The organism is Roseobacter sp. MED193 (assembly GCF_000152965.1).
Classification (GTDB): domain Bacteria; phylum Pseudomonadota; class Alphaproteobacteria; order Rhodobacterales; family Rhodobacteraceae; genus Pseudophaeobacter.
Map to the genome: position 1 here is coordinate 99,107 of NZ_AANB01000005.1, position 22,128 is coordinate 121,234.

General features: G+C 57.3%; 26 protein-coding genes. 9 read left to right on the forward strand and 17 right to left on the reverse strand.

Annotation, left to right across the window (positions count from 1 at the left end):
• Nucleotides 1-120 precede the first annotated feature (120 nt).
• Nucleotides 121-561, forward strand: a complete 441-nt coding sequence (locus MED193_RS00435; RefSeq protein WP_009807638.1) for a MarR family winged helix-turn-helix transcriptional regulator — start codon at nt 121-123, stop codon at nt 559-561.
• 36 nt (nt 562-597) lie between these two features.
• Here the strand turns inward: MED193_RS00435 and MED193_RS00440 are convergent, their stop codons facing one another.
• The 7 genes from MED193_RS00440 to MED193_RS00470 form a co-directional block, all read right to left on the reverse strand.
• Nucleotides 598-1,242, reverse strand: coding sequence for an aldolase (locus tag MED193_RS00440; protein WP_009807639.1), 645 nt, complete (start codon nt 1,240-1,242; stop codon nt 598-600).
• Nucleotides 1,239-2,468 carry a 3-oxo-tetronate kinase gene (gene otnK, locus MED193_RS00445; protein WP_009807640.1) on the reverse strand — a complete coding sequence of 410 codons (1,230 nt, stop codon included), beginning with the start codon at nt 2,466-2,468 and terminating at the stop codon, nt 1,239-1,241. The genes MED193_RS00440 and otnK overlap by 4 nt, the downstream gene beginning before the upstream one ends.
• Entirely contained in the window at nt 2,465-3,283 is an 819-nt protein-coding gene (locus MED193_RS00450; protein ID WP_009807641.1) for an N-acyl homoserine lactonase family protein, read from the reverse strand. The genes otnK and MED193_RS00450 overlap by 4 nt, the downstream gene beginning before the upstream one ends.
• Nucleotides 3,280-3,561 (reverse strand): putative quinol monooxygenase, encoded by a 282-nt coding sequence (locus MED193_RS00455; protein ID WP_009807642.1) that lies wholly within the window; start codon nt 3,559-3,561, stop codon nt 3,280-3,282. Before MED193_RS00455 ends, MED193_RS00450 begins: the two co-directional genes overlap by 4 nt.
• Complete coding sequence (locus MED193_RS00460; RefSeq protein WP_009807643.1) at nt 3,561-5,072, reverse strand: tripartite tricarboxylate transporter permease; 1,512 nt, start codon at nt 5,070-5,072, stop codon at nt 3,561-3,563. Before MED193_RS00460 ends, MED193_RS00455 begins: the two co-directional genes overlap by 1 nt.
• Complete coding sequence (locus MED193_RS00465; RefSeq protein WP_009807644.1) at nt 5,072-5,950, reverse strand: hypothetical protein; 879 nt, start codon at nt 5,948-5,950, stop codon at nt 5,072-5,074. Before MED193_RS00465 ends, MED193_RS00460 begins: the two co-directional genes overlap by 1 nt.
• A gap of 66 nt (nt 5,951-6,016) precedes the next feature.
• A complete protein-coding gene (locus tag MED193_RS00470) occupies nt 6,017-7,036 on the reverse strand; it encodes a tripartite tricarboxylate transporter substrate binding protein (protein WP_009807645.1) in 1,020 nt (339 codons plus the stop codon).
• A 132-nt stretch (nt 7,037-7,168) separates the two neighbouring features.
• Between MED193_RS00470 and MED193_RS00475 the strand changes: the two genes are divergently transcribed.
• The 3 genes from MED193_RS00475 to MED193_RS00485 are packed head-to-tail and all read left to right on the forward strand — an operon-like array spanning nt 7,169 to nt 9,968.
• On the forward strand, nt 7,169-8,266 hold the full coding sequence (locus tag MED193_RS00475) for an isocitrate/isopropylmalate dehydrogenase family protein (RefSeq protein WP_009807646.1): 1,098 nt from the start codon (nt 7,169-7,171) through the stop codon (nt 8,264-8,266).
• A complete protein-coding gene (locus tag MED193_RS00480) occupies nt 8,263-9,294 on the forward strand; it encodes a Gfo/Idh/MocA family protein (protein ID WP_009807647.1) in 1,032 nt (343 codons plus the stop codon). Before MED193_RS00475 ends, MED193_RS00480 begins: the two co-directional genes overlap by 4 nt.
• The gene (locus MED193_RS00485) at nt 9,291-9,968 is read left to right on the forward strand and encodes a GntR family transcriptional regulator (protein ID WP_009807648.1); all 678 of its coding nucleotides are present in this window, start codon (nt 9,291-9,293) and stop codon (nt 9,966-9,968) included. The genes MED193_RS00480 and MED193_RS00485 overlap by 4 nt, the downstream gene beginning before the upstream one ends.
• Nucleotides 9,969-10,056: 88 nt before the next feature.
• On the opposite strand, the gene nqrF is transcribed toward MED193_RS00485, so the two are convergent.
• From nqrF to MED193_RS00515, 6 genes are read right to left on the reverse strand one after another with little or no spacing between them, the layout of a single operon-like run.
• Nucleotides 10,057-11,280: an NADH:ubiquinone reductase (Na(+)-transporting) subunit F gene (gene nqrF / locus MED193_RS00490; protein WP_009807649.1), complete on the reverse strand. Its 1,224-nt coding sequence runs from the start codon at nt 11,278-11,280 to the stop codon at nt 10,057-10,059.
• Nucleotides 11,281-11,293: 13 nt separating this feature from the next.
• Entirely contained in the window at nt 11,294-11,902 is a 609-nt protein-coding gene (gene nqrE, locus MED193_RS00495) for an NADH:ubiquinone reductase (Na(+)-transporting) subunit E (RefSeq protein WP_009807650.1), read from the reverse strand.
• Complete coding sequence (locus MED193_RS00500) at nt 11,902-12,555, reverse strand: NADH:ubiquinone reductase (Na(+)-transporting) subunit D (protein WP_009807651.1); 654 nt, start codon at nt 12,553-12,555, stop codon at nt 11,902-11,904. The genes nqrE and MED193_RS00500 overlap by 1 nt, the downstream gene beginning before the upstream one ends.
• Nucleotides 12,555-13,361 carry a Na(+)-translocating NADH-quinone reductase subunit C gene (locus tag MED193_RS00505; protein WP_009807652.1) on the reverse strand — a complete coding sequence of 269 codons (807 nt, stop codon included), beginning with the start codon at nt 13,359-13,361 and terminating at the stop codon, nt 12,555-12,557. Before MED193_RS00505 ends, MED193_RS00500 begins: the two co-directional genes overlap by 1 nt.
• On the reverse strand, nt 13,354-14,553 hold the full coding sequence (locus tag MED193_RS00510) for an NADH:ubiquinone reductase (Na(+)-transporting) subunit B (RefSeq protein WP_009807653.1): 1,200 nt from the start codon (nt 14,551-14,553) through the stop codon (nt 13,354-13,356). Before MED193_RS00510 ends, MED193_RS00505 begins: the two co-directional genes overlap by 8 nt.
• Nucleotides 14,554-14,557: 4 nt before the next feature.
• Nucleotides 14,558-15,895, reverse strand: coding sequence for a Na(+)-translocating NADH-quinone reductase subunit A (locus MED193_RS00515; RefSeq protein ID WP_009807654.1), 1,338 nt, complete (start codon nt 15,893-15,895; stop codon nt 14,558-14,560).
• A 208-nt stretch (nt 15,896-16,103) separates the two neighbouring features.
• On the opposite strand from MED193_RS00515, the gene MED193_RS00520 reads away from it, so the two are divergent.
• The 4 genes from MED193_RS00520 to MED193_RS22795 all read left to right on the forward strand — a co-directional run bounded on the left by MED193_RS00520 (nt 16,104) and on the right by MED193_RS22795 (nt 18,374).
• Nucleotides 16,104-17,129 carry an FAD:protein FMN transferase gene (locus tag MED193_RS00520; RefSeq protein ID WP_009807655.1) on the forward strand — a complete coding sequence of 342 codons (1,026 nt, stop codon included), beginning with the start codon at nt 16,104-16,106 and terminating at the stop codon, nt 17,127-17,129.
• An 11-nt stretch (nt 17,130-17,140) separates the two neighbouring features.
• Nucleotides 17,141-17,389: a (Na+)-NQR maturation NqrM gene (nqrM, locus tag MED193_RS00525; RefSeq protein ID WP_009807656.1), complete on the forward strand. Its 249-nt coding sequence runs from the start codon at nt 17,141-17,143 to the stop codon at nt 17,387-17,389.
• Nucleotides 17,390-17,606: 217 nt separating this feature from the next.
• Nucleotides 17,607-18,065: an FAD-binding oxidoreductase gene (locus MED193_RS00530; RefSeq protein WP_009807657.1), complete on the forward strand. Its 459-nt coding sequence runs from the start codon at nt 17,607-17,609 to the stop codon at nt 18,063-18,065.
• A gap of 165 nt (nt 18,066-18,230) precedes the next feature.
• Nucleotides 18,231-18,374, forward strand: coding sequence for a hypothetical protein (locus tag MED193_RS22795; protein WP_157041222.1), 144 nt, complete (start codon nt 18,231-18,233; stop codon nt 18,372-18,374).
• Here the strand turns inward: MED193_RS22795 and MED193_RS00535 are convergent.
• A complete protein-coding gene (locus MED193_RS00535; protein WP_009807659.1) occupies nt 18,371-18,553 on the reverse strand; it encodes a hypothetical protein in 183 nt (60 codons plus the stop codon). The two genes, MED193_RS22795 and MED193_RS00535, sit on opposite strands and share 4 nt — an antisense overlap.
• A gap of 123 nt (nt 18,554-18,676) precedes the next feature.
• On the opposite strand from MED193_RS00535, the gene MED193_RS00540 reads away from it, so the two are divergent.
• Nucleotides 18,677-19,198, forward strand: a complete 522-nt coding sequence (locus tag MED193_RS00540) for a CBS domain-containing protein (protein WP_009807660.1) — start codon at nt 18,677-18,679, stop codon at nt 19,196-19,198.
• 49 nt (nt 19,199-19,247) lie between these two features.
• On the opposite strand, the gene MED193_RS00545 is transcribed toward MED193_RS00540, so the two are convergent.
• The 3 genes from MED193_RS00545 to MED193_RS00555 form a co-directional block, all read right to left on the reverse strand.
• Nucleotides 19,248-20,042, reverse strand: a complete 795-nt coding sequence (locus MED193_RS00545) for an IclR family transcriptional regulator (RefSeq protein ID WP_009807661.1) — start codon at nt 20,040-20,042, stop codon at nt 19,248-19,250.
• Between the two features lie 67 nt (nt 20,043-20,109).
• Nucleotides 20,110-21,450, reverse strand: coding sequence for a TRAP transporter large permease (locus MED193_RS00550; protein WP_009807662.1), 1,341 nt, complete (start codon nt 21,448-21,450; stop codon nt 20,110-20,112).
• 119 nt (nt 21,451-21,569) lie between these two features.
• Nucleotides 21,570-22,073 (reverse strand): TRAP transporter small permease, encoded by a 504-nt coding sequence (locus MED193_RS00555; protein WP_009807663.1) that lies wholly within the window; start codon nt 22,071-22,073, stop codon nt 21,570-21,572.
• Nucleotides 22,074-22,128 lie beyond the last annotated feature (55 nt).

A 22,128-nucleotide genomic window follows, 5' to 3' on the forward strand; every position in this document is an offset into this window, starting at 1 on the left:
ACTATTAGTAACTATACTTACTATTTTGAGTCAAGAAATTAGTATGTATACTACCTACTATCGCCAGCCGGGCTGTATTAAACAGAAATCATCGAGGCAGAATTACAAAGGGACCGGCAAATGAAAGTTCAGAACATGGCAGGTCACCTGATACGGCGGTTGAACCAGGCCTCCACCCATATTTTTGCAAAGCGCATGCAAGAAACCGGCGTCGATCTCACCCCAGTTCAGTTTGCGGCCATGGACGCAATTGCGTCATATCCGGGGATCGACCAAGCCGGTGTAGCCGCCAGGATCGCCTATGACCGGGCCACCATTGGTGGCGTCATCGACCGTTTGGAGCAAAAGGGGTATGTCCGTCGTAGCGTCAGCACACGTGACCGCCGTGCCCGCGAGGTCCACCTCACGGATCAAGGACTTGCGCTCTTTCAAGATGTCCTGCCCTTGGTTGAACACATGCAGGGTGAAATGCTGGAGATGCTGACAGGTGAAGAACGCTCCGCCTTTTTGTCCTTGGCGCGCAAAGCGCTCGGGAAGGTTGCCACTGATGACGCCAGTTAGCGCGTGACAGGACTGCCGCCTGATTGTGTCAGCGCCCTACCAGTCGACGTCAAACTTTTTAACAATCGCCTGTACCTGCGCATCGCTAAGCATCTTTGGCTGCAGGCCCTGTGTCAAAAGTGCGAGCTTAGCTGTTTCTTCCAGCTCTTCAATCGCATGGGCTGCTGCCCAAAGATCTTTGCCAGCAACAACCGGCCCGTGATTGGCCAATAAAACCGCCGAGCGTTTCCCAGCCAGTCCGCGCACCGCCTCCCCCATGCGATCATCGCCAGGCAGGAAAAACGGTAACAACTGTACTTTTCCCAAGCGCATGATCCCGTAGGGAGTCATCGGTGGCAATACATTGTCTGGATCCGTATCCGGCAACATCGACAGTGCAACGGAATGCGTGGAATGCAGGTGCACAACCGCACCAGTCTGCGCCCGGGTCTCATAAAAGGCGCTGTGTAACGGAATCTCTTTGGTTGGCTGGTCGCCCCCAATGTGACGCATCTGCGCATCCATATGCGAGATCCGACCTGGGTCGAGGAACCCCATCGAAGAACCCGTTGGCGTCACCAGATAGGTGCCATCCGACAGCCGTTGTGAAATGTTGCCCGAAGCGCCACAGGTCAGCCCACGGTCAAACATAGACTTGGCGATCCGGCAGATGTCTTCTCGCGCCCTTGTCTCCTCGCTCATGCCTTGCCCTCCATCTGGGCCAAGGCATCGCCAAAAAACGCCTCACCGCCAAAATTTCCTGATTTTAGGGCCAGGGCCACGGATTGATCAGACATCCGCAGCAAAGGCACACCAGCAGCAATCCGAGGCCCGATTACCAAGGCGCGCGCCTTCAGCCCCTTGACGACAGCGCCGGAGGTCTCACCACCCGCAACAACGATCCGGGCAATCCCGCGTGCCGCCAATTCTGCCGCCAGCTCCGCAAACAGCCCTTCAATCGCGCTTGCCGCCAGCTCTGCCCCCAGGCCCTCCTGCGCCTGGCGAACCACGATCGGATTCGCCGAGGAATAGACCAATGGCGCGCACCGCTGCCCCAAGACCCACTCCGCCAGCCCAGCAACGGTGATTTCCCCATTTACGATCGCCTCAGCGCTGACTTCAAAGCAGGGATTGTCCGCCGCATAGGCTGCGACCTGCCTCCGCGTGGCCTGGGAACAGGATCCTGAGATGACCACTCCGCCCCCGGTTATTGGCGTCCAGTCTGGCTGGGCCGGTTTAGCGCCAAAATTCAGCGGCAATCCCAGCGCAATCCCAGAGCCACCACAAAGCAGCTTAGCGCCCTTTGCGGCAGCGCCAATCTGCAAAAGGTCCGCCTCGGTGATGGCATCAACAACCACCATGCGCGGCAACGCAGGCAGCGCCGCCCGAATAGCACCGCCCCCCTGCATTACTACCTTCGATGGGATATGGGAAACCTGCCAGTCAGTCTGAACAGCCAGAACCCGGCGCAAATCCGGGTCCGTCATCGGGGTAAGCGGGTGGTCCTGCATGCCGCTTTCACTCAGCAGCACATCATTCACAAACAAATGCCCCTGATAGACTGAGCGGCCATTTTCAGGAAACGCCGGACAAACAATCACGGATTGCGCGCCCAATCGTTCCGCCAGAGCCTGTAGAACCGGGCCGATATTGCCTTTGGGCGTGCTATCGAAAGTCGAACAAACCTTAAAGATGATCTGTTCCGCCCCTTGGGCCAGCAACCACTCGCAGGCGGCAAGACTGCTCTGGATCGCCTCCGCCACCGGGGCAGTGCGCGATTTCAAGGCGACGACGCCCGCCCCCAGATCAGCAGGTGCAGGCGCCCCAGGGACTCCAATAAACTGCGCCACCGAGAGACCCGCCTCTGCGATGGTCAGCGCAATGTCAGATGCGCCCGTAAAATCATCAGCGATAACGCCAAGCTTCATGAAGAAATCTCCGAAATCGGACCCTGGTCGAGACGGGTGATATGATCCGCCACGCCCCGTGGGAACAGTTGGCGCACCAATGGATCGTGGCCGGGGATGATAAGGTTAGGCGAAGAGGCTAGTTGCTCAAGCCTGGCAAAACCATCGAGCATATTCTGCAAATCCACCACGATAGGGAAGGGTTTGCGCGCGGTGACATTCTCATAATAATGCGCTGCGTCCGAGGCCAGCACCAGCCAGCCAGCCGCGGTGCGCACCCGCACGCATTGCAGCCCGCGCGAATGACCGCCGATGCAATGCACCGTAACCCCGTCAGCAATCTGACTGTCGCCCGCATGAAAGCTGAGCTTGCCGCGATACAGCCGGGTCACCGCCTCGCAGATATGGCTGGCCGTAAAGGGCGCTTTCAACGTGTCGTGACACATACAAGGGCCAGTGGCAAAGGCCATCTCTGCCTCTTGCAGATGCAGATGCGCGTTGGGAAACAGCGCCAGCCCGCCTGCGTGGTCATAATGCAGATGGGTGACGATTACCTCGGTGATATCCTCTGGCGTTATACCCAATGGGTCCAGGGCTTCACGCGGATCCAACCGGATCGGGCGACCCCGCTGGGCCGCCTCAGCATGGTCATAGCCGGTATCCACCAGGATCACTCGATCGCCGCATCGCAGTAGCCACATGAAAAAATCCATGGCGTGCGGCGCATCGTGATTGTCGTCAAACAGAAAGCTATCCGCACGCCTACGGGCATTGCGGTCAGCATATTTGATTGCATGGACCTCCCAGGTCAACGCCCCGATCATAAGCCCTGTCATCGGATCACCTCATCAAAGAACTGCACCTGTTTTTCGGCAATCATATCAGCGGTACCGACTTCAAACCTCCGGAAATGGGGGCTGGCCAGATGCGCCTCAAAGGCGGCGTGATCATCGTAGATCTCATAGAGGAAGATCATGTCCCCCGCCCGGCAGATATCAAACTGCTGGCAGCCCGGTTCTAAGGCGCGCGACGTGCGGGCATTCTCAACCATTTGCGGTAGGAATTGATCCATCTGGCCGGGTCTAATTTTGAATGTCACACAGACAGCATACATTATGTTTCCTTTCGGCGCAGGCGGGCAAAGATCCGACGCATTGCTGGAAATTGCGCCGTTATCAGCGCGATATTGAGTGACAGCAGGGTGGCAGCGCCTGGGCGCGAAACAAAGCCTGCAAGGCTGCCGTCGGCCAAGAACAACGATCGACGGAAGGTTTCATCAAACAACCCTCCAAGGATGACGCCAATCACCAACGGCGCAATTGGGTATTTCATCAGGTTCATGAAATAGGCCACAAATCCGACCCCCAGCATCAGATACAGATCATTGATACCCCCGCCCACAGAGAACGACCCAATCGCCGTCAGCACCATGACCACCGGTAGGAACACGGTCTGCGGGATGCGCAGGATCTTGATAAACACCCGCGCGGTGAACAGCCCCAGGATCCACATGGTCAAAGAGGCCAGCACCATGATCGCCACCACCCGCAGAATGATATTGGGGTCGATCGTTGGCCCTGGAATAATGTTGTTGATCTTGAAGGCCCCCATCAAGGCGGCTGCTGGCGGTGAGCCGGGAATGCCCAGTACCAATAGCGGGATCAGCGCGCCGCCGATGCAGGCGTTATTGGCGGTCTCAGAAGATAGTAACCCTTCGAGCGAGCCTTTACCAAAGTTCTTGCCATCCTTGGAGACTGTCTTGCCAACACCGTAGGAAACCCAGCCCGCCACGTCTTCGCCCACACCTGGCAGCGCCCCGATACCGGTGCCGATCACCCCGGATCGGGTGATGGTCGGCATATGGCGGCGCACTGTGGCAAGGTTTGGCAAAATGCGCCCCTGCAATGCGACAATTTTTCCCACTTCGATATGACGCAGGCCTTCGATGATCTGCGGCACGGCAAAGGCCCCCATGAGAACCGGCACCACCTGAAAACCAGACAACATATAGGACCAGCCAAACGTGTAGCGCGGCTCAGAGAGCAAAGGATCCATCCCCACCATGGCCATGGCCAACCCGATAAGGCCAGCAATCCAGCCCTTGATCACAAGATCCTCGGACATCAGTGTGCCTGAGAGCAAAATACCAAAGAGCGCAAGCAAAGCCTTTTCCGGGCTGGCGATATTCTTTGACACCAAGAGCAGCACCCAAACAAAGATCAACAGCGCAGCTGTGCCAATCAAGGTGCCAATAAAGGAGGCTGTTGTGGTCAGCCCCAGCGCCTCACCACCACGACCGGCCTTGGCCAACGGGTGGCCATCCATCGCCGTCGCGGCCGAGGCAGCCGTGCCAGGAATATTTAGCAGGATCGACGGATATGAACCGCCATATATGGCACCGACATAGGCACCCAACAGGGCAATCAGGGAGTAATCCAGTGGGATCTTATTGCCAAAGAAGCCCGTCAGGATGGTGACAGCGAGGGTCGCAGTCAGTCCCGGCAAAGCGCCAATGGTGATGCCAAGGAAAACTGATGTCACCAGGTAGACATAGGTCCAGGGGTCGGCCACCAGGGCTGCAAAAGCGCCGCCAAATCCTGCAAGCTGTGAAAATACAAACTCCATCAGGTCCGGCTCCACAACGGTTTGAGGGTCACGTAGTAGTGGTATTCAATGGTTTTGAAGATCAGCCCGCCACGGTTTGGCACATTCTGGCGAAACCCAAAGGCCATGGCGCAGACCAGCACCAGCGGCGCAACGAGGGCAATCGCCGGGATGGCCCGCGCCACAGGATCGCCCCGGCCAAGGATCAGCACCCAAAGCGTCAACCCCAGCCACAGAGCCAATGTTAGCCAATCATCATCATGCAACCGCCACTCCGCACGCGGCAGATGCATCATCATCGCATAGCCTCCGGCCAAGGCCACAACCCCCGCCGCCACTATCATGCGTCGCGGATGCCCTCCGTGATACCCGTAGATCAGTGCGGTGATCAAAAGCCCTGATCCAATGACAAAATCGACACGTGGCACCAGGCCCGCGATATAGAAGAAAAGGACCACGCTGATCGTTGTGAACCGCAACGCCTCGGTCCGGTTCCACCCGATCCCCACAGAGCTGAGCGCCCGCTTCGCTCCGCCTGCTGTGACCGCGATCCGCATCAGAACCAACGAGAGCACCAACAAGGCACTGAAAATGCCAAGCGGCACAAGCGCTGCGGAGTTGTACCAATCACCCCCCTGCACCCCTGCCCGATTTTCACCCCAAAGCGGAATGAGGGAGGTGCGCCACAGAAAAAACAACGACAGCAAAAGAAGCGCTAAGGACGCCCAGAAATCACGCGCCCGCAAAACCGCCAACTGCTCCGCCTCAATTCCGACCACCCCATCCGAAACCCTGTCAGGTGCCTGTGGTTTGGCCCGAGATAGAGCCGGTTTTATTTCGTTTTCGCTGTTGTCCTTGACCACCGTCGCATTCCCATCTTTCACCTGTTCAAAACCCAATCCGGGCGCCTATTAGAAAGGACGCGGCAGAGCCACGTCCTCTCCTGCTTCTGCGGATCTGTCGGGCTAGGGTTTTTCAATACCCAAAGAGGCCGGATCTACGGTGGTCGCGCCCAGATCTTTCAGGGTGTAGGCAAAATTGGCTTCCAGCGTAGAAAAGATCTTGCTGGCCTCGTCGCCATATTGCCCCCCGACATCGTAGTTGTTAGCAGCGGCCCATTCCGCAACGGCATCACCCGACATTGCTTTTTCAAAGGCAGCGCCCAGGGCCGCCTTCACATCGGCGCTGGCCGAACTATGCACGGCAAAGCCAATGGCCTGTTTCAAAGGCAGGTATTTGTCGAGACCTTCATAGGATGAGAAGGCCGAGGGAACTGTCATGCCAGCGATCTGAGCACTCTCAGGAGTCAGCATCGCCAAGGGCTTCAACTGCCCCCCCTGGATCAGAGCCGCCTGCTCCGCCAGTGAGGTCACAACCAACTGTACTTCGCCCGCAATGGCGGCTTCTTGACCGGGGGCAGAGCCCTTGTAGGGGACGAATTTGAACTCAACTCCGGCACCATTCTGGATCGCCAAGAGATTTAGATGGTGGATCGATCCCGCACCGGAGGCCGCTGCAGGAATGGTCCCTGGCGCGGCCTTGGCCGCATCGACCAATTCTTGGATTGTTGAATAGGGAGAAGTCGCAGGCACCGAGATCAGATCCGGCGAGCCGCCAACGATAAAGGGATACCAATAGTCGAATTTCTTGTCCCAGCCCCCCTGGACTGCCGCTGTCACGTTGGATTCCGACAGGCCCACCAACGTATAGCCATCATCGGGCTGGTTCATCACATAGACCATGCCGTTGGACCCCGCGACACCGCCAGTCTGGTTGGTCACATTGATCGATACCGGCAGGTGCTTTTCCATCTCTGCCATGATCATGCGGTTAATGGTGTCGGTGCCGCCACCTGCCCCCCAGACCACCGCAGCTGTAATGTCACGGTAGGGATAGTCCTGCGCTGACACACCGCCGGCCAGCCCTACAGCATAGCCGCCAAGCAGCGCCGCCAGACCAAGCGTTCTACCAAATTTGAGTTCCATATCATGTCCTCCCAGACTCAATGCGTTTCCTATTGCATCTTTTTACGTATGCATTAATAAATGCTTGTCAAATTTATTAATAGATCTCTGCAGCGAAATCAGCCAAAGAGGTAAGAAAAGGAACGCGTGACCATGGCCAACACTTTCGAGATCGCAGTATTTTCAGGCGACGGCATCGGCCCCGAAATCACAGGGCCCACGGTAAAAATCCTGCGTCTCATGTCAGAGGTTTCCACGGGCTATGACCTCAGTTTCGCCGAGGCTCCCGCAGGGGCCGCGCATTACGCAAAAACCGGAGAATCTCTGCCTGAGACCTCCATGCGGATCGCCCAAAACGCAGATGCGATTCTGCTCTCAGCCATGGGACTGCCCGACGTGCGCTATGAGGATGGCACCGAGATTTCACCGCAGATTGATCTGCGCAAGGCGCTGACGCTTTTTGCTGGCGTACGCCCGGTAACGGTCCGCCCAGGCCAGTTGACGCCGTTGAAAATGCCGGCAGGTAAGGAGATCGACTTTGTCTTGGTACGGGAAAGCACCGAGGGTCTCTTCCACACCCAGGGCTGCGGCGAAGTCACAAAAGACGAGGCCCGTGAGACCCTGCTCATCACCCGCGAGATCTCAGAAAAGCTGTTCGAGTTCAGCTTTAATCTGGCCAAACAACGCCAAACCGCCGGCCGTGGCCAGGGGCGCGTGACCTGCGTAGACAAGGCCAATGTGTTCCGCGCCTTTGCCTTTTTCCGCGAGATCTACGACGCCGAAGCGGCAAAGCACCCAGATCTGACGGCAGATCACGCCTATGTTGATGCCACTGCTTTGTGGATGGTGCAAAAGCCCTGGGACTTTGACGTTCTGGTCACCGAAAACATGTTTGGTGACATTCTTTCCGACCTAGGTGCCGGGTTGATGGGCGGGCTGGGTTTAGCTCCTTCTGCCGATATCGGGTTAGACCACGCCGTGTTTCAGCCCTGCCATGGATCTGCCCCGGATATTGCCGGTCAAGGCGTGGCCAACCCTTTCGCCATGATCCTATCAGCGGCGATGATGCTGGAGTGGCTGGGCATAAAACACGACAATGACGCGCTGCGAACCGATGGCCAGCGCCTGCGCGAGGCAGTCGAGAGCGTCGTTGCCAGTGGTCAAATTCTAACCAGAGACCTGGGCGGCTCAGCCAGTACCAAAGATGCGGCCAGCGCGGTCGAAGCGCTCTTGGCGATGGCGCCCGCATGACCTCTGCTTCACCTATAAAAGTTGCCTGCGTTGGGGCTGGCTATTTCAGCCAGTTCCACTACGCAAGTTGGGCCCGGATGGAAAATGTTACCCTGGTGGGCTCCTGCAACCGAGGCATCGAAAAGGCCCGCGCGACCGGTCTGGCAGCCTATGACGATCTGGCGCAGATGTTGGTGGAAACTGCCCCGGATCTGCTCGACATCATCTTGCCGCCCGTTGCGCATGCGGCGTGCATCCGGATGGCGCTGGCTGCTGGGGTAAAAACCATGATCTGTCAAAAACCCTTTTGTCGGGATCTTTCAGAGGCCCGCGAAATGGTCTCTCTGGCCAAGGCCCAGGGGGCCCGGATTATTGTGCATGAGAACTTTCGGTTTCAGCCCTGGTACCGCGCAATGAAGCAAGCGCTGATGCGCAGCGATATTGGAACCGTCCAGCAGCTGACCTTTCGACTACGCCCTGGTGACGGACAGGGGCCAAAGGCCTATCTTGCGCGCCAGCCCTATTTTCAAACAATGGAACGGTTCCTGGTGCATGAGACCGCGGTGCACTGGATAGATACTTTTCGCTACCTGTTGGGCGACCCCATAGCCATCTATGCAGATCTGCGGCAGGTGAACCCTGTGATCGCTGGGGAAGATGCAGGCTATATTCTCTCAGAGCATCCCGGCGGCGTACGCGCGCTATTTGACGGCAACCGTTCCCTGGATCACGCCGCTGAAAACCACCGCCGCACCATGGGCGAAGCCCTGTTGGAGGGCACGGAAGGCAGCATTACGCTCACCGGCGATGGCGCGCTGCATTTGCGCCGCTTTGGGGCCCAAAATCAAATCTGCCTTCTGGCCCCGGACACCTGGGACGGATTTGGCGGCGATTGTGTTCACCACTTGCAGTCCCACGTCATTTCTGGCCTTCTTGGCGCAGGTGACTTTGAAAACGAAGCCGCCAGTTATCTGCGTGTCATCGAAATCGAAGAAGCGGTTTATCACTCCGCGCAGACAGGCAGAAAGATAAGTTTGGAGACAGAGTGACACCTCTATCGGAGAAACCGCCATCCAATTCGCAACGGGCCTATCAGGCCCTGCGTGACATGATCTTTTCTGGCGAGCTTGCCCCTGGATCTGATCATTTGGAAAGCGAAATGGCGTCCCGTCTGGGCGTGTCACGTACCCCCGTACGTGAGGCTGCGCTGATGCTGGAGAGCCAGGGGTTGCTGGAGCTTCGACCGCGCAAAGGGGTGCGCATCCTGCCTGTGTCACCGGATGACATGGCTGAAATCTACGATGTCTTGACCGAACTGGAATGCCTTGCCGCCCGCAGCGCCGCAGAGAAGAGGCTTACAGACAAGAGCTTGCAGACCCTCACCAATGCGATCGAGAGTATGGAGCTGGCCGTTTCCGCAGGGGATCTAGAACAATGGGCCCAATCTGACGACGCTTTCCACCGCGAACTGGTTCGGTTGGGTGGCAATTCTAGGGTCACGGCGATTTTTGAGATGATGAACGACCAGGTGCGCCGCGCGCGCGCCGTCACCCTGTTCATGCGGGATATGCCAGTGCAATCCAACGAGGACCACCGCCAGGTCTATGAGGCCATCAAAGCCGGGGATGCGAAACGCGCCGGGGAGGTCCACCGGTCCCATCGGCAGAACGCCAAACAGATGATGCTGGATCTATTGCAAAAGCACCGCCTGCTGAGCGTCTGACACTCCTGCCCCAAGGCGAGATCACAGAAAACAAAGAAGGCGGCCCCTAAAACAGGAGCCGCCTTTTCTAATTGCACATCACAGCGGCTTAACCGCCAAAATCATCCAGCATGATATCTTCGCGGTCCACACCAAGATCCACCAGCATGTTGATCACCGATTGGTTCATGATGGGCGGACCACACATGTAGAATTCACAGTCTTCAGGGGCCGGGTGGTTCTTGAGGTATTCCTCAAACAGCACGTTATGAATAAAGCCGGTATAGCCTTCCCAGTCGTCTTCGGGCATCGCGTCTGACAGGGCGACATGCCAGTCGAAGTTATCGAACTCTTTCGCGAGCGTGTCGAAGTCCTCGACAAAGAACATCTCTTTCTTGGACCGCGCACCGTACCAGAAGCTGATCTTGCGATCCCGGTTTTCCAGGCGCTTGAGCTGGTCAAAAATATGGCTGCGCATCGGCGCCATACCGGCGCCCCCACCGATGAAGACCATCTCTTTTTGCGTGTCGCGGGCAAAGAATTCGCCAAAGGGACCAGAGATCGTAACCTTGTCACCGGGCTTCAGGTTGAAGATATAGCTCGACATCAGACCAGCGGGGATGCCCTCGGAACCGGGAGGCGGCGAGGCCACCCGAACGTTGAGCATGATCATGCCCTTTTCATCCGGGTAGTTCGCCATGGAATAGGCACGTTCAACGGGCTCATCCACCACCGACTCATACTGCCAGAGGTTAAAGCGGTCCCAGTCCTCGCGGTACTCTTCCTCGATGTCAAAGTCCGTGTATTTCAGCGCATGGGCCGGGGCTTCGATCTGGATGTAGCCACCAGCGCGGAAATTCACATCCTCGCCTTCGGGCAGATCCAGCACCAGGGCCTTGATGAAGGTGGCGACGTTCTCATTAGAACGCACGGTGCATTCCCACTTTTTAACGCCGAACACTTCTTCGGGCACTTCCACTTCCATGTCCTGTTTGACCGCAACCTGACAGGACAAACGGTCGCCGCAGCTGGCCTCACGCTTGGTGATATGGCCTTCCTCAGTCGGCAGAATAGATCCGCCACCAGAATGCACCTTGACCCGACACTGGGCACAGGTGCCGCCGCCGCCACAGGCCGAAGGTACAAACAGCTTTTCCGCCGCCAGCGTCTGCAACAGTTTACCACCTGCAGGCACCGAGATGGTTTTCTCGCCGTTGATGGTGATGTTCACATTGCCGGTCGACACCAGCTTGGAACGGGCCGCGATAATGATGCTGACAAGCGCCAGAACAATCAGGGTGAAGAGGACAATGCCAAGTCCAAAAGTAGCCATTGTGTCAGCCCCCTTACAGTTTCACGCCACTGAAGGACATGAAGGCCAGCGCCATCAATCCCGCAGTGATGAAAGTGATGCCAAGCCCCTGCAAACCATCAGGAATGTCAGAATATTTCAGCTTTTCGCGCACACCGGCCATGGCGGTAATCGCCAGTGCCCAGCCAAAGCCCGAAGACAGACCATAGGTCGCCGCCTCGGCAAAACCATAGTCGCGCTCCACCATAAACAACGAGCCACCCAGGATGGCGCAGTTCACGGTGATCAGCGGCAGGAAGATCCCCAGCGCGTTGTACAGTGGCGGGAAGTATTTATCCAAAACCATCTCGAGGATCTGCACCAAGGCCGCGATGACGCCAATATAGGAAATCAGACCAAGGAAGGTCAGATCCACATCCGGGAAACCGGCCCAGGCCAGCGCGCCGGGCGCCAGCAGGTAGGTCAGGATCAGGTTGTTGGCAGGCACGGTGATAGCCTGCACGATCATCACCGAAATGCCCAGACCGATAGCAGTCGAGATCTTCTTGGAGACAGCGATGAAGGTACACATGCCGAGGAAGAAGGAGAGGGCCAGGTTCTCAACAAAGATCGCCTTGACCGCGAGGGAGAGGAGCGCTTCCATCAGTGGGCCTCTACAACTTGAATTTTATGTTCACGCTCTTCCACCTGATCTGGTTTCCAGGTCCGGAAGGCCCAGATCAAAAGACCGATGATGAAAAAGGCCGAAGGCGGCAGCAACAGCATCCCGTTTGGCACATACCAGCCACCGTTGTTCACGGTTTCCAGAATGGTGACGCCAAACAGCGAGCCAGAGCCGAAGAGCTCGCGGACAAAGCCCACCAGCATCAGGATCAGACCATAGCCCAAGCCGTTGCCAATGCCGTCGATGAAGGAGGCCACGGGCGGGTTCTTCATGGCAAAGGCTTCGGCGCGGCCCATGACGATACAGTTGGTAATGATCAGGCCAACAAAAACCGACAGGGTTTTTGAGATCTCAAAGGCATAGGCCTTGAGCACCTGATCCACCAGGATCACCAGCGAGGCGATGATCACCATCTGCACGATAATCCGGATCGAGCTGGGGATCTGGTTGCGCAGCACCGAGATGAACATGGACGAAAACGCCGTCACCAAGGTCACCGCGATGGTCATCACCAGCGCCACCTTGAGCGAAGAGGTCACCGCCAGGGCAGAACAGATGCCAAGCACCTGCAGGGTGATCGGGTTATTGTCGACCAGCGGGTCGAGCAGCATTTCCCTACGTGTCTGGGACATCAGATATCTCCTGCTTTGAGATTGGCAAGGAAAGGCGCATAGCCGGTTTCGCCCATCCAGAAGCGCACCAGATTGTCGACACCCACAGAGGTCAGCGTCGCACCTGACAGGGCATCCACATGGAACTCTTTGCCAGCAGCGGTCGTAGTTTTGGCGACAGTGATCTGCAATTCACCTGCCTCATCGGTCAGACGTTTGCCATTCCACAGCGCCTTCCAGCGGGGGTTGTCCACCTCAGCACCCAGACCGGGGGTCTCGGCATGGCTGTAGAACTGCAGGCCAAAGATGTCATTGGCGTTTTCTTCCACGGCGATAAAGCCATAGAGCGTTGACCACAGACCATAGCCATGCAGCGGCAGGATCACCTTGTCGATCTCGCCTGCATCGTCTTTCAGCAGGTAGACAGTCATATATTTTGACTGACGCCCAATCGAGGCTGGGTCATCCTCCAGCGCAATCGAAGTCGCCGGATCATCCGCTGAGGCGCGATCATCAAAACTGGCCACATCGAAGTCATCGTTAAACTGACCAGTGGCCAGCTCCAGAATGCGTGGCTCGAAGGATGCGTTAAAGGCCTCTGTCACGTTGACACCAGGTTCATAAAGACCTGCGACCTGCAGAATGTTGATCTGCTTGTCCTTCAGCTTGTTGGCCTCCTGCGTCGGACGCAGGGCCACGGCCGCCGCCGAAACAATCATCGAGGCACAGAGACAAAGCGCCACGGCGACAAACAGGGTTTTGCCAGTGGAATCCGGCGAGGCCTCAAGGAAGCGCTGGAGAGCGCCTTTTTTGGTTTGCTCAGACATGACGCTTCGCTCTCCGTTTGATATTGGCCTGCACGACAAAATAGTCGATCAGCGGCGCAAAGACGTTGCCGAACAGGATGGCCAGCATCATGCCTTCTGGGAAGGCCGGGTTGATCACCCGGATCATCACCACCATGAAGCCAATCAGCGCGCCATAGATGTAACGGCCCAGATTGGTGTGGCTGGCCGAGACCGGCTCGGTAACCATAAAGACCATGCCAAAGGCAAAACCACCGGTGACCAGATGCCAATACCAAGGCATCGCGAACATCGGGTTACTGTCCGAGCCGATGGTGTTGAGCAGCAGCGAGAAACCCACCATGCCCGCCATACAGCCAACGATCAGACGCCAGTTGGCGATCTTGGTGATCAACAGAAAGGCCAGACCGATGAGGCAGGCAATCGTAGAGGTCTCGCCAAAGGAGCCCTGGATCGTGCCGACAAAGGCATCCATCCACTCAATCCCGTTGGCCGCCAGCTGATCAAAGCCCTGCGACGCGGAAACCGAAAGCGCCGTCGCGCCGGAAAAGCCATCCACGGGCGTCCAGATGCTATCGCCCGACATATAGGCCGGATAGGCAAAATACAGGAAGGCCCGGCCCGTCAGCGCCGGGTTGAGGAAGTTCTTGCCAGTGCCGCCAAAGACCTCTTTGCCAATGACAACGCCAAAGGCGATGCCCAGGCCCACTTGCCACAATGGAATGCTGACCGGCACGATCAGCGCATAAAGCATCGAAGTCACCAAGAAGCCCTCGTTGACTTCATGGCCGCGCACCGTGGCAAAGATCACCTCAAAAATACCACCAACAACCAAAGTGGTGATATAGATGGGCAGGAAATACAGCAGACCATGCAGCATATTGCCCAGCGGGTTTTCAGGATTGAACCCAATGCCAAGCGCCTCGATCACAGCCGCACGCCAGCCGGAGGCACCATAGGTACCAATGGCGGTGTTAACCTGAAGCCCCGTGTTATACAGGCCAAACAGAATACAGGGGATCGTCGCGATGACCACATAGGTCATGATCCGCTTCATATCGATATAGGACCGCGCATGAGGTGCAGCGGTAGTGACCGTCTTTGGTGTGTAGAGGAAGCTTTCCACCATCTCATAGATGGGGAACAGTTTCTCCCACTTGCCGCCCTTGGTAAAGTTCGGCTCGATGCGGTCAAAAAAGTTACGGAGACCCAAGAGACTATCCCTCCTTTTCGATCTTCGTCAGACTGTCGCGCAGCGCCAGTCCGTATTCGTATTTTGCCGGGCAGGCAAAGCCGACCAGCCCGAGATCTTCTTCGTCCAGTTCCAGCGCACCCAGCGCTTGGGCCTGATCGGTATCCATTACCAGCAACGCACGCAAAAGCTGCGTTGGCAGATAGTCCTGCGGCATCAGCTGCTCAAAGGTGCCGGTAGGCACCATGGCGCGACGCCCGCCGTTGAGGTTCGATGTCAGCGCATAGAGCTTTTTGGAGAACAATGAGCCAAGCACCGGCTGCACCGCATATTTGCTCGCCATGGGGCGGATCCAGCCCATGGGGATTTGCTTGTGATCTTCTTCGATCACGGTGATCTGACGCGCGTAGCGACCCAGGTAGCCATCGGCCCCTTCGCCTGCACGTCCCGACAGGATCGAACCGGAAATCATCCGTGGTGCCGCAGCACTGTCGAGCTCACCAGCCAGCAGCTCCGCCATCGACGCCCCAACGCTGGTGCGGACCAGACGTGGCTTGCTCACCAATGGGCCCGTGAGGGCCACAATACGTTCGCCACTCACCACACCCGTTTTCAGCAGACGGCCAATGGCGATCACATCCTGATAGCCAATGCTCCAGACAGTCTTAGTGGCGGTGGGGGGCTCGATGAAATGCATATGGGTGCCAGCAAGACCCGCAGGATGCGGACCGTCAAAACCGACAACCTCAACGCCATCTGCGCTGGGGATGGATGCGTCGCCCGACTGACAGAGGTAAGTCTTCCCCTCACTCAGAACCGCGATAGCCTTAAGCCCCGCAGCAAACTCATCCGCTGCCTGGTTGATGATCACACTGGCATCCGCAGCCAGAGGTTCTGATTCCATCGCCGTCACATAGATCGCTGCTGGGCGTGTATCGGATGCGGGCACCTTGGAATAGGGCCGGGTGCGGAACGAGGTCCACAGACCCGCCGCACAAAGACGCTCAGCCAGACCTTCTGCAGTAGAGACATCTCCCACCGATGAGAAATCGACAGGCTCTGCCGCTGTCGCGTCCACTTCGATCTCGACGCTTACCAGCACCCGGCGGGCACCACGGTTCACCGCTTTGACGCGGCCCGACACCGGCGAGACCACCTGCACATCGGCTGTGTCCTTATGGGCAAAGACCGGGGCGCCAGCGGCGATGACATCGCCCTCTTGCACCGCAAGACGGGGTTTCAAACCTAGGTAGTCGCTGCCCAGCAAGGCAACGGTCCTGACTGCCGGACCATCGTGAATTTCCTGCGCGGGAGCGCCCGCAACCGGAAGTTCGAGTCCTTTTCGTAGCTTGTAATGCCGCAACTCTATCTCTTCTTCTTTTGCTGTTGGTCAGAGCCAACATCTCTGGGCCGTTGTTCGGATTCGGCCTGCAAATAGTCTGATCTGGATCAATTTCCCACCGGGAAAATGAAAAAGCCTCGTATCGTGTCATTCACGACCATACGCGACCTTGATTGACAGGGCCGCGAATAGCGTACAATAGAAGGGCGTTTCAAGGGTAGGTGAATAAATGGCTCGCTTCTTTGTTGTTGCACTGATGTTTATTTTGGCAGCATGCAAATCAGACCCACTCACGTTGAAGTTCAGCGGTGAGACCATGGGCACGACATATAACATCGTGGCAATCGACAAAACCGCAGATCTATCACCAGAGACGCTGCAAGCCGACATCACCGCAGCACTGGCCAAGGTGAACAGCCAGATGTCAAACTGGGACCCGAACTCTGAAATCTCACAGTTCAACAGCGCCCCCACCACTGATCCGGTCGCGATCTCGCCCGAACTGGCCCGCGTTGTGGCGGCCGCCAATGAGATCCATCGCAAAAGCGAAGGCCTGTTTGATGTGACCCTTGGCCCCCTGATCGAAATCTGGGGCTTTGGCGCCCGCACCGCCGACAGCCCCGTCCCTGCTGATGAAGAGATCGCCGCCGCACTGAAAGTCGTGGGCCAGGGCAAAATCCTCTCGCTGTCGCAGGATGACCTGACGCTCCGCAAAAACCTGCCGGAGACCTCCGTCTATCTTGCGGCCATCGCCAAGGGCTATGGTGTGGATCAGGTTGCCGCTGTTCTGGCCGAGGCCGGTATCACCGACTACATGGTTGAAATCGGTGGTGATCTGGTCACCGCAGGGCTGAACCCCAATGGGGAAGCCTGGCGCATTGGCATTGAACGCCCCGATTCGGCCAGCCAGACGATAGAGGAAATTGTCGATGTCTCGGGGCTTGGCATGGCCACATCAGGGGATTACCGCAACTACTTTGAGCAAGACGGGACCCGTTATTCTCACATCATCGATGGCGTCACCGGCCGCCCGATCACCCATGGAACAGCCTCTGTTACGGTGCTGGCGGAGAATGCCATGATGGCCGACGGTTGGGCAACGGCGCTGCTCGCCTTGGGTCAGGAACGCGGGCTTAAGATTGCCGAGGCCGAGGGCCTCGCGGTTTTGTTCATTGCACGCCAGCCTGATTCCGGTGAAACAGGCTTTGAAACCACGACCAGCACGCAGTTCTCCAAACTGCAGTCCAAGCAATAAGGATAGATCCAATGGCAACCTTTCTTTTCACCTTTGGGTTTTTGGCGCTGATCATGCTGGGCATGTCGCTGGGCGTTTTGCTGATGGGCAAGACGATCAAGGGCAGCTGCGGCGGGCTAAACGCCATTTCAGGCGCCGATAAATGTGTGGTCTGCAGCAAAGACATCGATCCAGACAGCCCGCTGCGCGACAAGTTGCAGTGCAAGCGCGCCCGCAAGATGGTCGAGCAGATGGAAGCAGAGATGCGCGCGGAGAGCTAGCATCTGTTTCAATCCGCCGGGTAAATGTTCGAAAGGCAGTCGCTGTGGCTGCCTTTTGCTTTGTAATACTACGTTGAAACGGTGGCAAAAATAATTGCCCCTGCTCTCGTAAAGAGGCTAGGATTTTTACGGCCTGCAGCCTGTATTCAGGCCTGAGGCCCGCCGTTGATTTGCTAGGGCTTCATGCGCCTTTTTATATTTGCCCCGGAAGAGCCAAATGACCACAAACCGCCTGGCGGCCACCGCGCCTGCCTCTTCAGATCGTCGCGACATCTACTGGTGTGACGGTCTGCCTGCTGCGCCTGCAACGCCGCGAGACCCTTTGCCCCAAGTAGATGTGGCTATCATTGGGTCAGGCTATACTGGATTAAACGCCGCCCTGGTCACAGCACGGGCCGGAAGATCAACACTGGTCCTGGATGCAGGCGCGCCCGGCTGGGGCTGTAGCACCAAAAACGGCGGCCAGATCAGCACCAGCATCAAACCCACATTAAAAATGTTGACCTCACGCTACGGCGCGCAAAAGGCCCGCGCCATTCGCCAGGAAGGCATTGATGCGCTGAATTGGATTGATGGGTTCATCCAGTCAGAGGCGCTTGATTGCGATTTTGCCCGCTGCGGGCGCTATCAAGCGGCCCATAGCCCCAAGCATTTTGACGCTCTGCTGATGTTCTGAACAAGACCGAAGGCGCAGAAGCCTATGCCATTCCGCGCCACCAGCAACATACCGAGCTGGGCTCGGAAACCTATTTTGGTGGGGTGGTCTTTCCACACCATGCCTCGCTGGATCCGGCAAAATACCACCGGGCCTTGCTGAATACGGCAATTGAAGCCGGGGTCCATGTCACCGGCAACTGCGCTTGATGGGTTAAAGTTCCCAACCCGACCCTTTTATCGCGGCACCCCGTGGTTCCTGCCCGCCGCCGTTAGCTGGTATCGCTGGAAGGACCAGTTGGAACTGCACCGCGCCGCGCGCAACAACTAGGGCATCGGCACAAAAGCCAGTGTCAGCAGAGACGCAGCCGCGATCAAACCAAAGAGCCACAGCTGCCAGCGCGGCCCCTCGGCCTTCCAGACCCGACGATAGCGGTTGCCCGCCAGCACCGCCAAGAAAATCAAAATGGTGGCGATTAACGGCGTCAGTGTGATCTGCGAGGCAAGCAAGCTATTCCCCCTAAGGCATTTTGTCGTCTAAGCTACCCTAAGGCACTATGGTGTCTGACCTGAATGACACAGCACAGGACCATTAGACAACCAGGCGCAGCCAACAACAGGGAGCATTTCAACATGCCAAGTTCTTATCAGGCCCCCAGCCGCGGGGATCAGGCCAAAAAGACCACTCATAGCCAGTCCGCCCAGAGCAATATCTCACACGAAACGGCTATTGTTGGCCAGCTGATCAGCAAAAAGGGCGGCACCACCTATACCATCACCTCAAGTGATACGCTCAGCACGGCTGTCACCGTTTTGCGCGATCGTCGCATTGGTGCGCTGCTTGTCACTGGCGAAGGTGGAGCCCTGGAGGGGATCCTGTCAGAGCGCGATATCGTGCGAAAACTGGCGGAAACACCTGGTCAAACCCTGCCACAAACCGTGGGTGAGAACATGACCAGCAAGGTTGAAACCTGTTCGCCCAGCGATCCTCTGGTGGCGGTCCTGCGGCGCATGAACGAGGGGCGTTTCCGTCACATGCCGGTGGTCGATGACGGCAAACTCTGCGGGATGCTGACCATTGGCGATGTGGTCAACTACCGCCTGAACGAACTGGAATATGAAGCGCTGCAGCTTAAACAGATGATTGTCGGCTAATAGCCTCTGCCCTTTTGCCATCGGCGGCGAAAGGGCAACTCCCCAACTCTTAGTCGTCAGACATGATCGGAAAACGTCTGCCAGTGATGTGCAGCAACTCCTGCACCGCTGTCACCAGTGCCGGGCCAACGCTTTCAGTGACCTGCTCATCCGTCAGGTCCGATTTGCGCGCGCCGCTCAGAAAGGCGACCGGTTCCCCAAATTCCGAGGGGCGATAGGGCGCGGCAATAGCGTTGATGGTGGCGTTGAACCGTTGTTCTCCGCGCACAAAAGCATAGCCATCGCTCAACAGGCTGGACTGCGCTTTCCCGCCAAAATCCTGATACAGGGCCTGATCCTCAGCGGACATGGCCTGCGTCAGCTTTGCCAGCTCGCTGCGCGCCAAGGCCCCCAGGAAGGCCGCCCCCGAAGACGACTGCAACATCGGCATCCGATAGCCAACGTTGAGCCAGGTGGTGGTGGAATTGCGCGGGCGCCAAGTCTTGACGATCAGCATCTTGCCATCGTCCTGAATGGCCACACCAATCAGGGTCTTGGTGGCATCCGCCAGCTTTTGCATGATCGGCCCGGCTGTTTCCACAAAACCAAAAGAGGCCCCCGCGATATTGCCAAGTGCCAGGGCCGCAGGCCCAAGGCGATATTTGTCGTGGTGATGGCCATGGGTCAGATACCCAAGTGCACATAGGGTAAAGGTCAGCCGCGACACGGTAGAACGCGGCAGACCCGTGCGCTCTGAGATCTCCAGATTGCCAAGACCATCGTCATTGGGTCCAAAAGCCCGGAGCACATTGAGGCCGCGCGCCAGAGTATTGGCAAATCGCTTGTCGTCTTTCAGATCTGGCATCGCCTCAAGTCCTAGCGGTGGTTAGAAATTCCAACGTATAGAATTTCTTGCAAATGAAAAACCCCGTTCATTTCGCTGTCATCGACAACACTAAAGAAATCGACGGAAAGCCGACAATCAGTGCCAGAACAACCACATCAACGCACAAGAACCGCCAGATGCCAGCAAAGACGGTGCCGATTGGCGCGGCCTTGCCCACCACATTTGACAGGACAAAGACGTTCAACCCGACGGGCGGTGTAATCAGACCAATCTCCAACAGCTTGACCACCACGACCCCAAACCAGATCAGGTTCATTCCGTAAGATTCCACCAGCGGCACCACCAGGGGCAGGGTCAGAACCATGATCCCGATCGGATCCAGGAACATACCCAGCATCAGGTAGACGGCACAGATGCAGATCAGCAGCACCACAGGCGAAAGCTGCGCATCCGCCACCGATTGCACCAGAGCTGGCGCCATACCTGTAAGCGCAATTGCTGCCACAAAGATTTTCGCCCCTGCCGCCACCACAAAGATCGCTGAGGTCTGTACGCAGGTCTCGCGCACCGCCTCCCAGAGCCCCTGCAGGGTCAAACGTCTCTGGGCAAAGCCAATCAGCGTGGTCACAACCACACTCACCGCCGCTGCAGCCGTCGCCGTGAAAAAGCCGCCGTAGATGCCGATTACAATGATCAAGAAGATCAACGCCGCTGGCCAGGCTTCACGCACGGCGGCCATTTTTTCGGACCAACTGGCAGCTGCGCCCTGCTCAGGAACAAGTTTGGGATTGACACGGATCCACACCCAGATCACCAAAACAAAACCTGCCAGTGTCAACAACCCAGGTAGTACACCGGCCAGGAACAGCTTACTGACCGAGGTTTCGGTAAAGATCGCATAGATGATGAACAGGATGCTCGGCGGGATCAGCGATCCCAGGGTGCCACCCGCAGCGACACTCGCCGTGGCCAGGCGGGGATCGTAGCCCAGTCGCAACATCTCGGGCGTGCAGATCTTCCCCATGGTCGAAGCACAGGCGAGGCTGGAGCCGGTGATCGCAGAAAACCCGCCGCAGCCCATGACCGAAGCCACTGCCAACCCGCCGCGCTGACGCACCAGCCAGACCTTGGCCGAGTTGTAAACAGCCGTGGTGATGCCTGCACGATAGGCAATATTGCCAAGTGCGACGAACAGCGGGATCATCGACAGGTCAAAACTGTGCACCAGATCAAAGGAGTTGGAAAACACCAAAGACGAGGTCGCGCGAATGGCCCGCTCGGGCATGAATGTGCCGGTCCTGAAGGCAAAGATAGTAAAGGCGGCCAGCGTGGCTACCCCAATCAATGCAAAGGCAATCGGCACCCGCATCGCCAAGAGTACCAGCATCAGGCCAAAGGCCACTAATCCAATCGTTGCCGGATCCATGAAGTCTATTCCCGAAATTGAAGTGTTCTACGAAGCGCACCGACCCTCAGCAGCCGACGCGCCGGGGACGCGATCTTGTTGTGAAAAGGGCGCGCTCCGGTAACCCGTCAGCTAACCTGTCAGTGGCCTGTGGGTTCAAAATTGAGGGTCTTGCCGCGCCAGACGGTCCTCATGTCGCCCAAAGCCATGATCAACAAACGTAGCCAGCACAACGAGATGCCAATGACAAAGGCGAGACGCCCGGGCCATTGCGGCAGGTTCAGATCGCCATAAAAAGCGCTGCCGGTATTGATCTGATGCATCAGCTCCTTGGCACCCGAATAGATCAGCGGGGACAGGGCAAAGACGCCAAACAGAGTACCAAAGACAACAAAATACTCCACCACTTTGGGCGGCAGCATATTGGTCAGGAACTCAACAGAGATATGCGCCCGCTGGGTGGTGGCCGCCGCCAAGGGCATGATGATCGCCAGCACCATCAGTTCGCGTACAATGATCACCGCATCCGGCACCGAAGCTTTGAACAGGTTAAGCGCAACCACATCAGCAAAGATCATCAAAGCCAATAGAATGATCGCTGCCGTTGCCACGTCGATAAAGAGTTTTTCAATACGATCCAGCATCTTGCCCCCTCCCTGCAAGCGAGTGAATTTTGAAACACCGGGGCAGAATCTCCCC

Bases quoted from the DNA above. Each gene is read 5' to 3' on its own strand.
- MED193_RS00475 (WP_009807646.1), top strand. From the start codon at position 7,169: ATGGCCAACACTTTCGAGATCGCAGTATTTTCAGGCGACGGCATCGGC.
- MED193_RS00520 (WP_009807655.1), top strand. From the start codon at position 16,104: ATGGCTCGCTTCTTTGTTGTTGCACTGATGTTTATTTTGGCAGCATGC.
- otnK (WP_009807640.1), bottom strand. From the start codon at position 2,468: ATGAAGCTTGGCGTTATCGCTGATGATTTTACGGGCGCATCTGACATT.
- MED193_RS00555 (WP_009807663.1), bottom strand. From the start codon at position 22,073: ATGCTGGATCGTATTGAAAAACTCTTTATCGACGTGGCAACGGCAGCG.
- MED193_RS00500 (WP_009807651.1), bottom strand. From the start codon at position 12,555: ATGTCCCAGACACGTAGGGAAATGCTGCTCGACCCGCTGGTCGACAAT.
- MED193_RS00545 (WP_009807661.1), bottom strand. From the start codon at position 20,042: ATGCCAGATCTGAAAGACGACAAGCGATTTGCCAATACTCTGGCGCGC.
- MED193_RS00550 (WP_009807662.1), bottom strand. From the start codon at position 21,450: ATGGATCCGGCAACGATTGGATTAGTGGCCTTTGGCCTGATGCTGGTA.
- MED193_RS00455 (WP_009807642.1), bottom strand. From the start codon at position 3,561: ATGTATGCTGTCTGTGTGACATTCAAAATTAGACCCGGCCAGATGGAT.
- MED193_RS00540 (WP_009807660.1), top strand. From the start codon at position 18,677: ATGCCAAGTTCTTATCAGGCCCCCAGCCGCGGGGATCAGGCCAAAAAG.
- nqrF (WP_009807649.1), bottom strand. From the start codon at position 11,280: ATGGCTACTTTTGGACTTGGCATTGTCCTCTTCACCCTGATTGTTCTG.
- MED193_RS00440 (WP_009807639.1), bottom strand. From the start codon at position 1,242: ATGAGCGAGGAGACAAGGGCGCGAGAAGACATCTGCCGGATCGCCAAG.
- MED193_RS00450 (WP_009807641.1), bottom strand. From the start codon at position 3,283: ATGACAGGGCTTATGATCGGGGCGTTGACCTGGGAGGTCCATGCAATC.
- nqrM (WP_009807656.1), top strand. From the start codon at position 17,141: ATGGCAACCTTTCTTTTCACCTTTGGGTTTTTGGCGCTGATCATGCTG.
- MED193_RS00460 (WP_009807643.1), bottom strand. From the start codon at position 5,072: ATGGAGTTTGTATTTTCACAGCTTGCAGGATTTGGCGGCGCTTTTGCA.
- nqrE (WP_009807650.1), bottom strand. From the start codon at position 11,902: ATGGAAGCGCTCCTCTCCCTCGCGGTCAAGGCGATCTTTGTTGAGAAC.
- MED193_RS00530 (WP_009807657.1), top strand. From the start codon at position 17,607: ATGACCACAAACCGCCTGGCGGCCACCGCGCCTGCCTCTTCAGATCGT.
- MED193_RS00505 (WP_009807652.1), bottom strand. From the start codon at position 13,361: ATGTCTGAGCAAACCAAAAAAGGCGCTCTCCAGCGCTTCCTTGAGGCC.
- MED193_RS00470 (WP_009807645.1), bottom strand. From the start codon at position 7,036: ATGGAACTCAAATTTGGTAGAACGCTTGGTCTGGCGGCGCTGCTTGGC.
- MED193_RS22795 (WP_157041222.1), top strand. From the start codon at position 18,231: ATGTCACCGGCAACTGCGCTTGATGGGTTAAAGTTCCCAACCCGACCC.
- MED193_RS00480 (WP_009807647.1), top strand. From the start codon at position 8,263: ATGACCTCTGCTTCACCTATAAAAGTTGCCTGCGTTGGGGCTGGCTAT.
- MED193_RS00435 (WP_009807638.1), top strand. From the start codon at position 121: ATGAAAGTTCAGAACATGGCAGGTCACCTGATACGGCGGTTGAACCAG.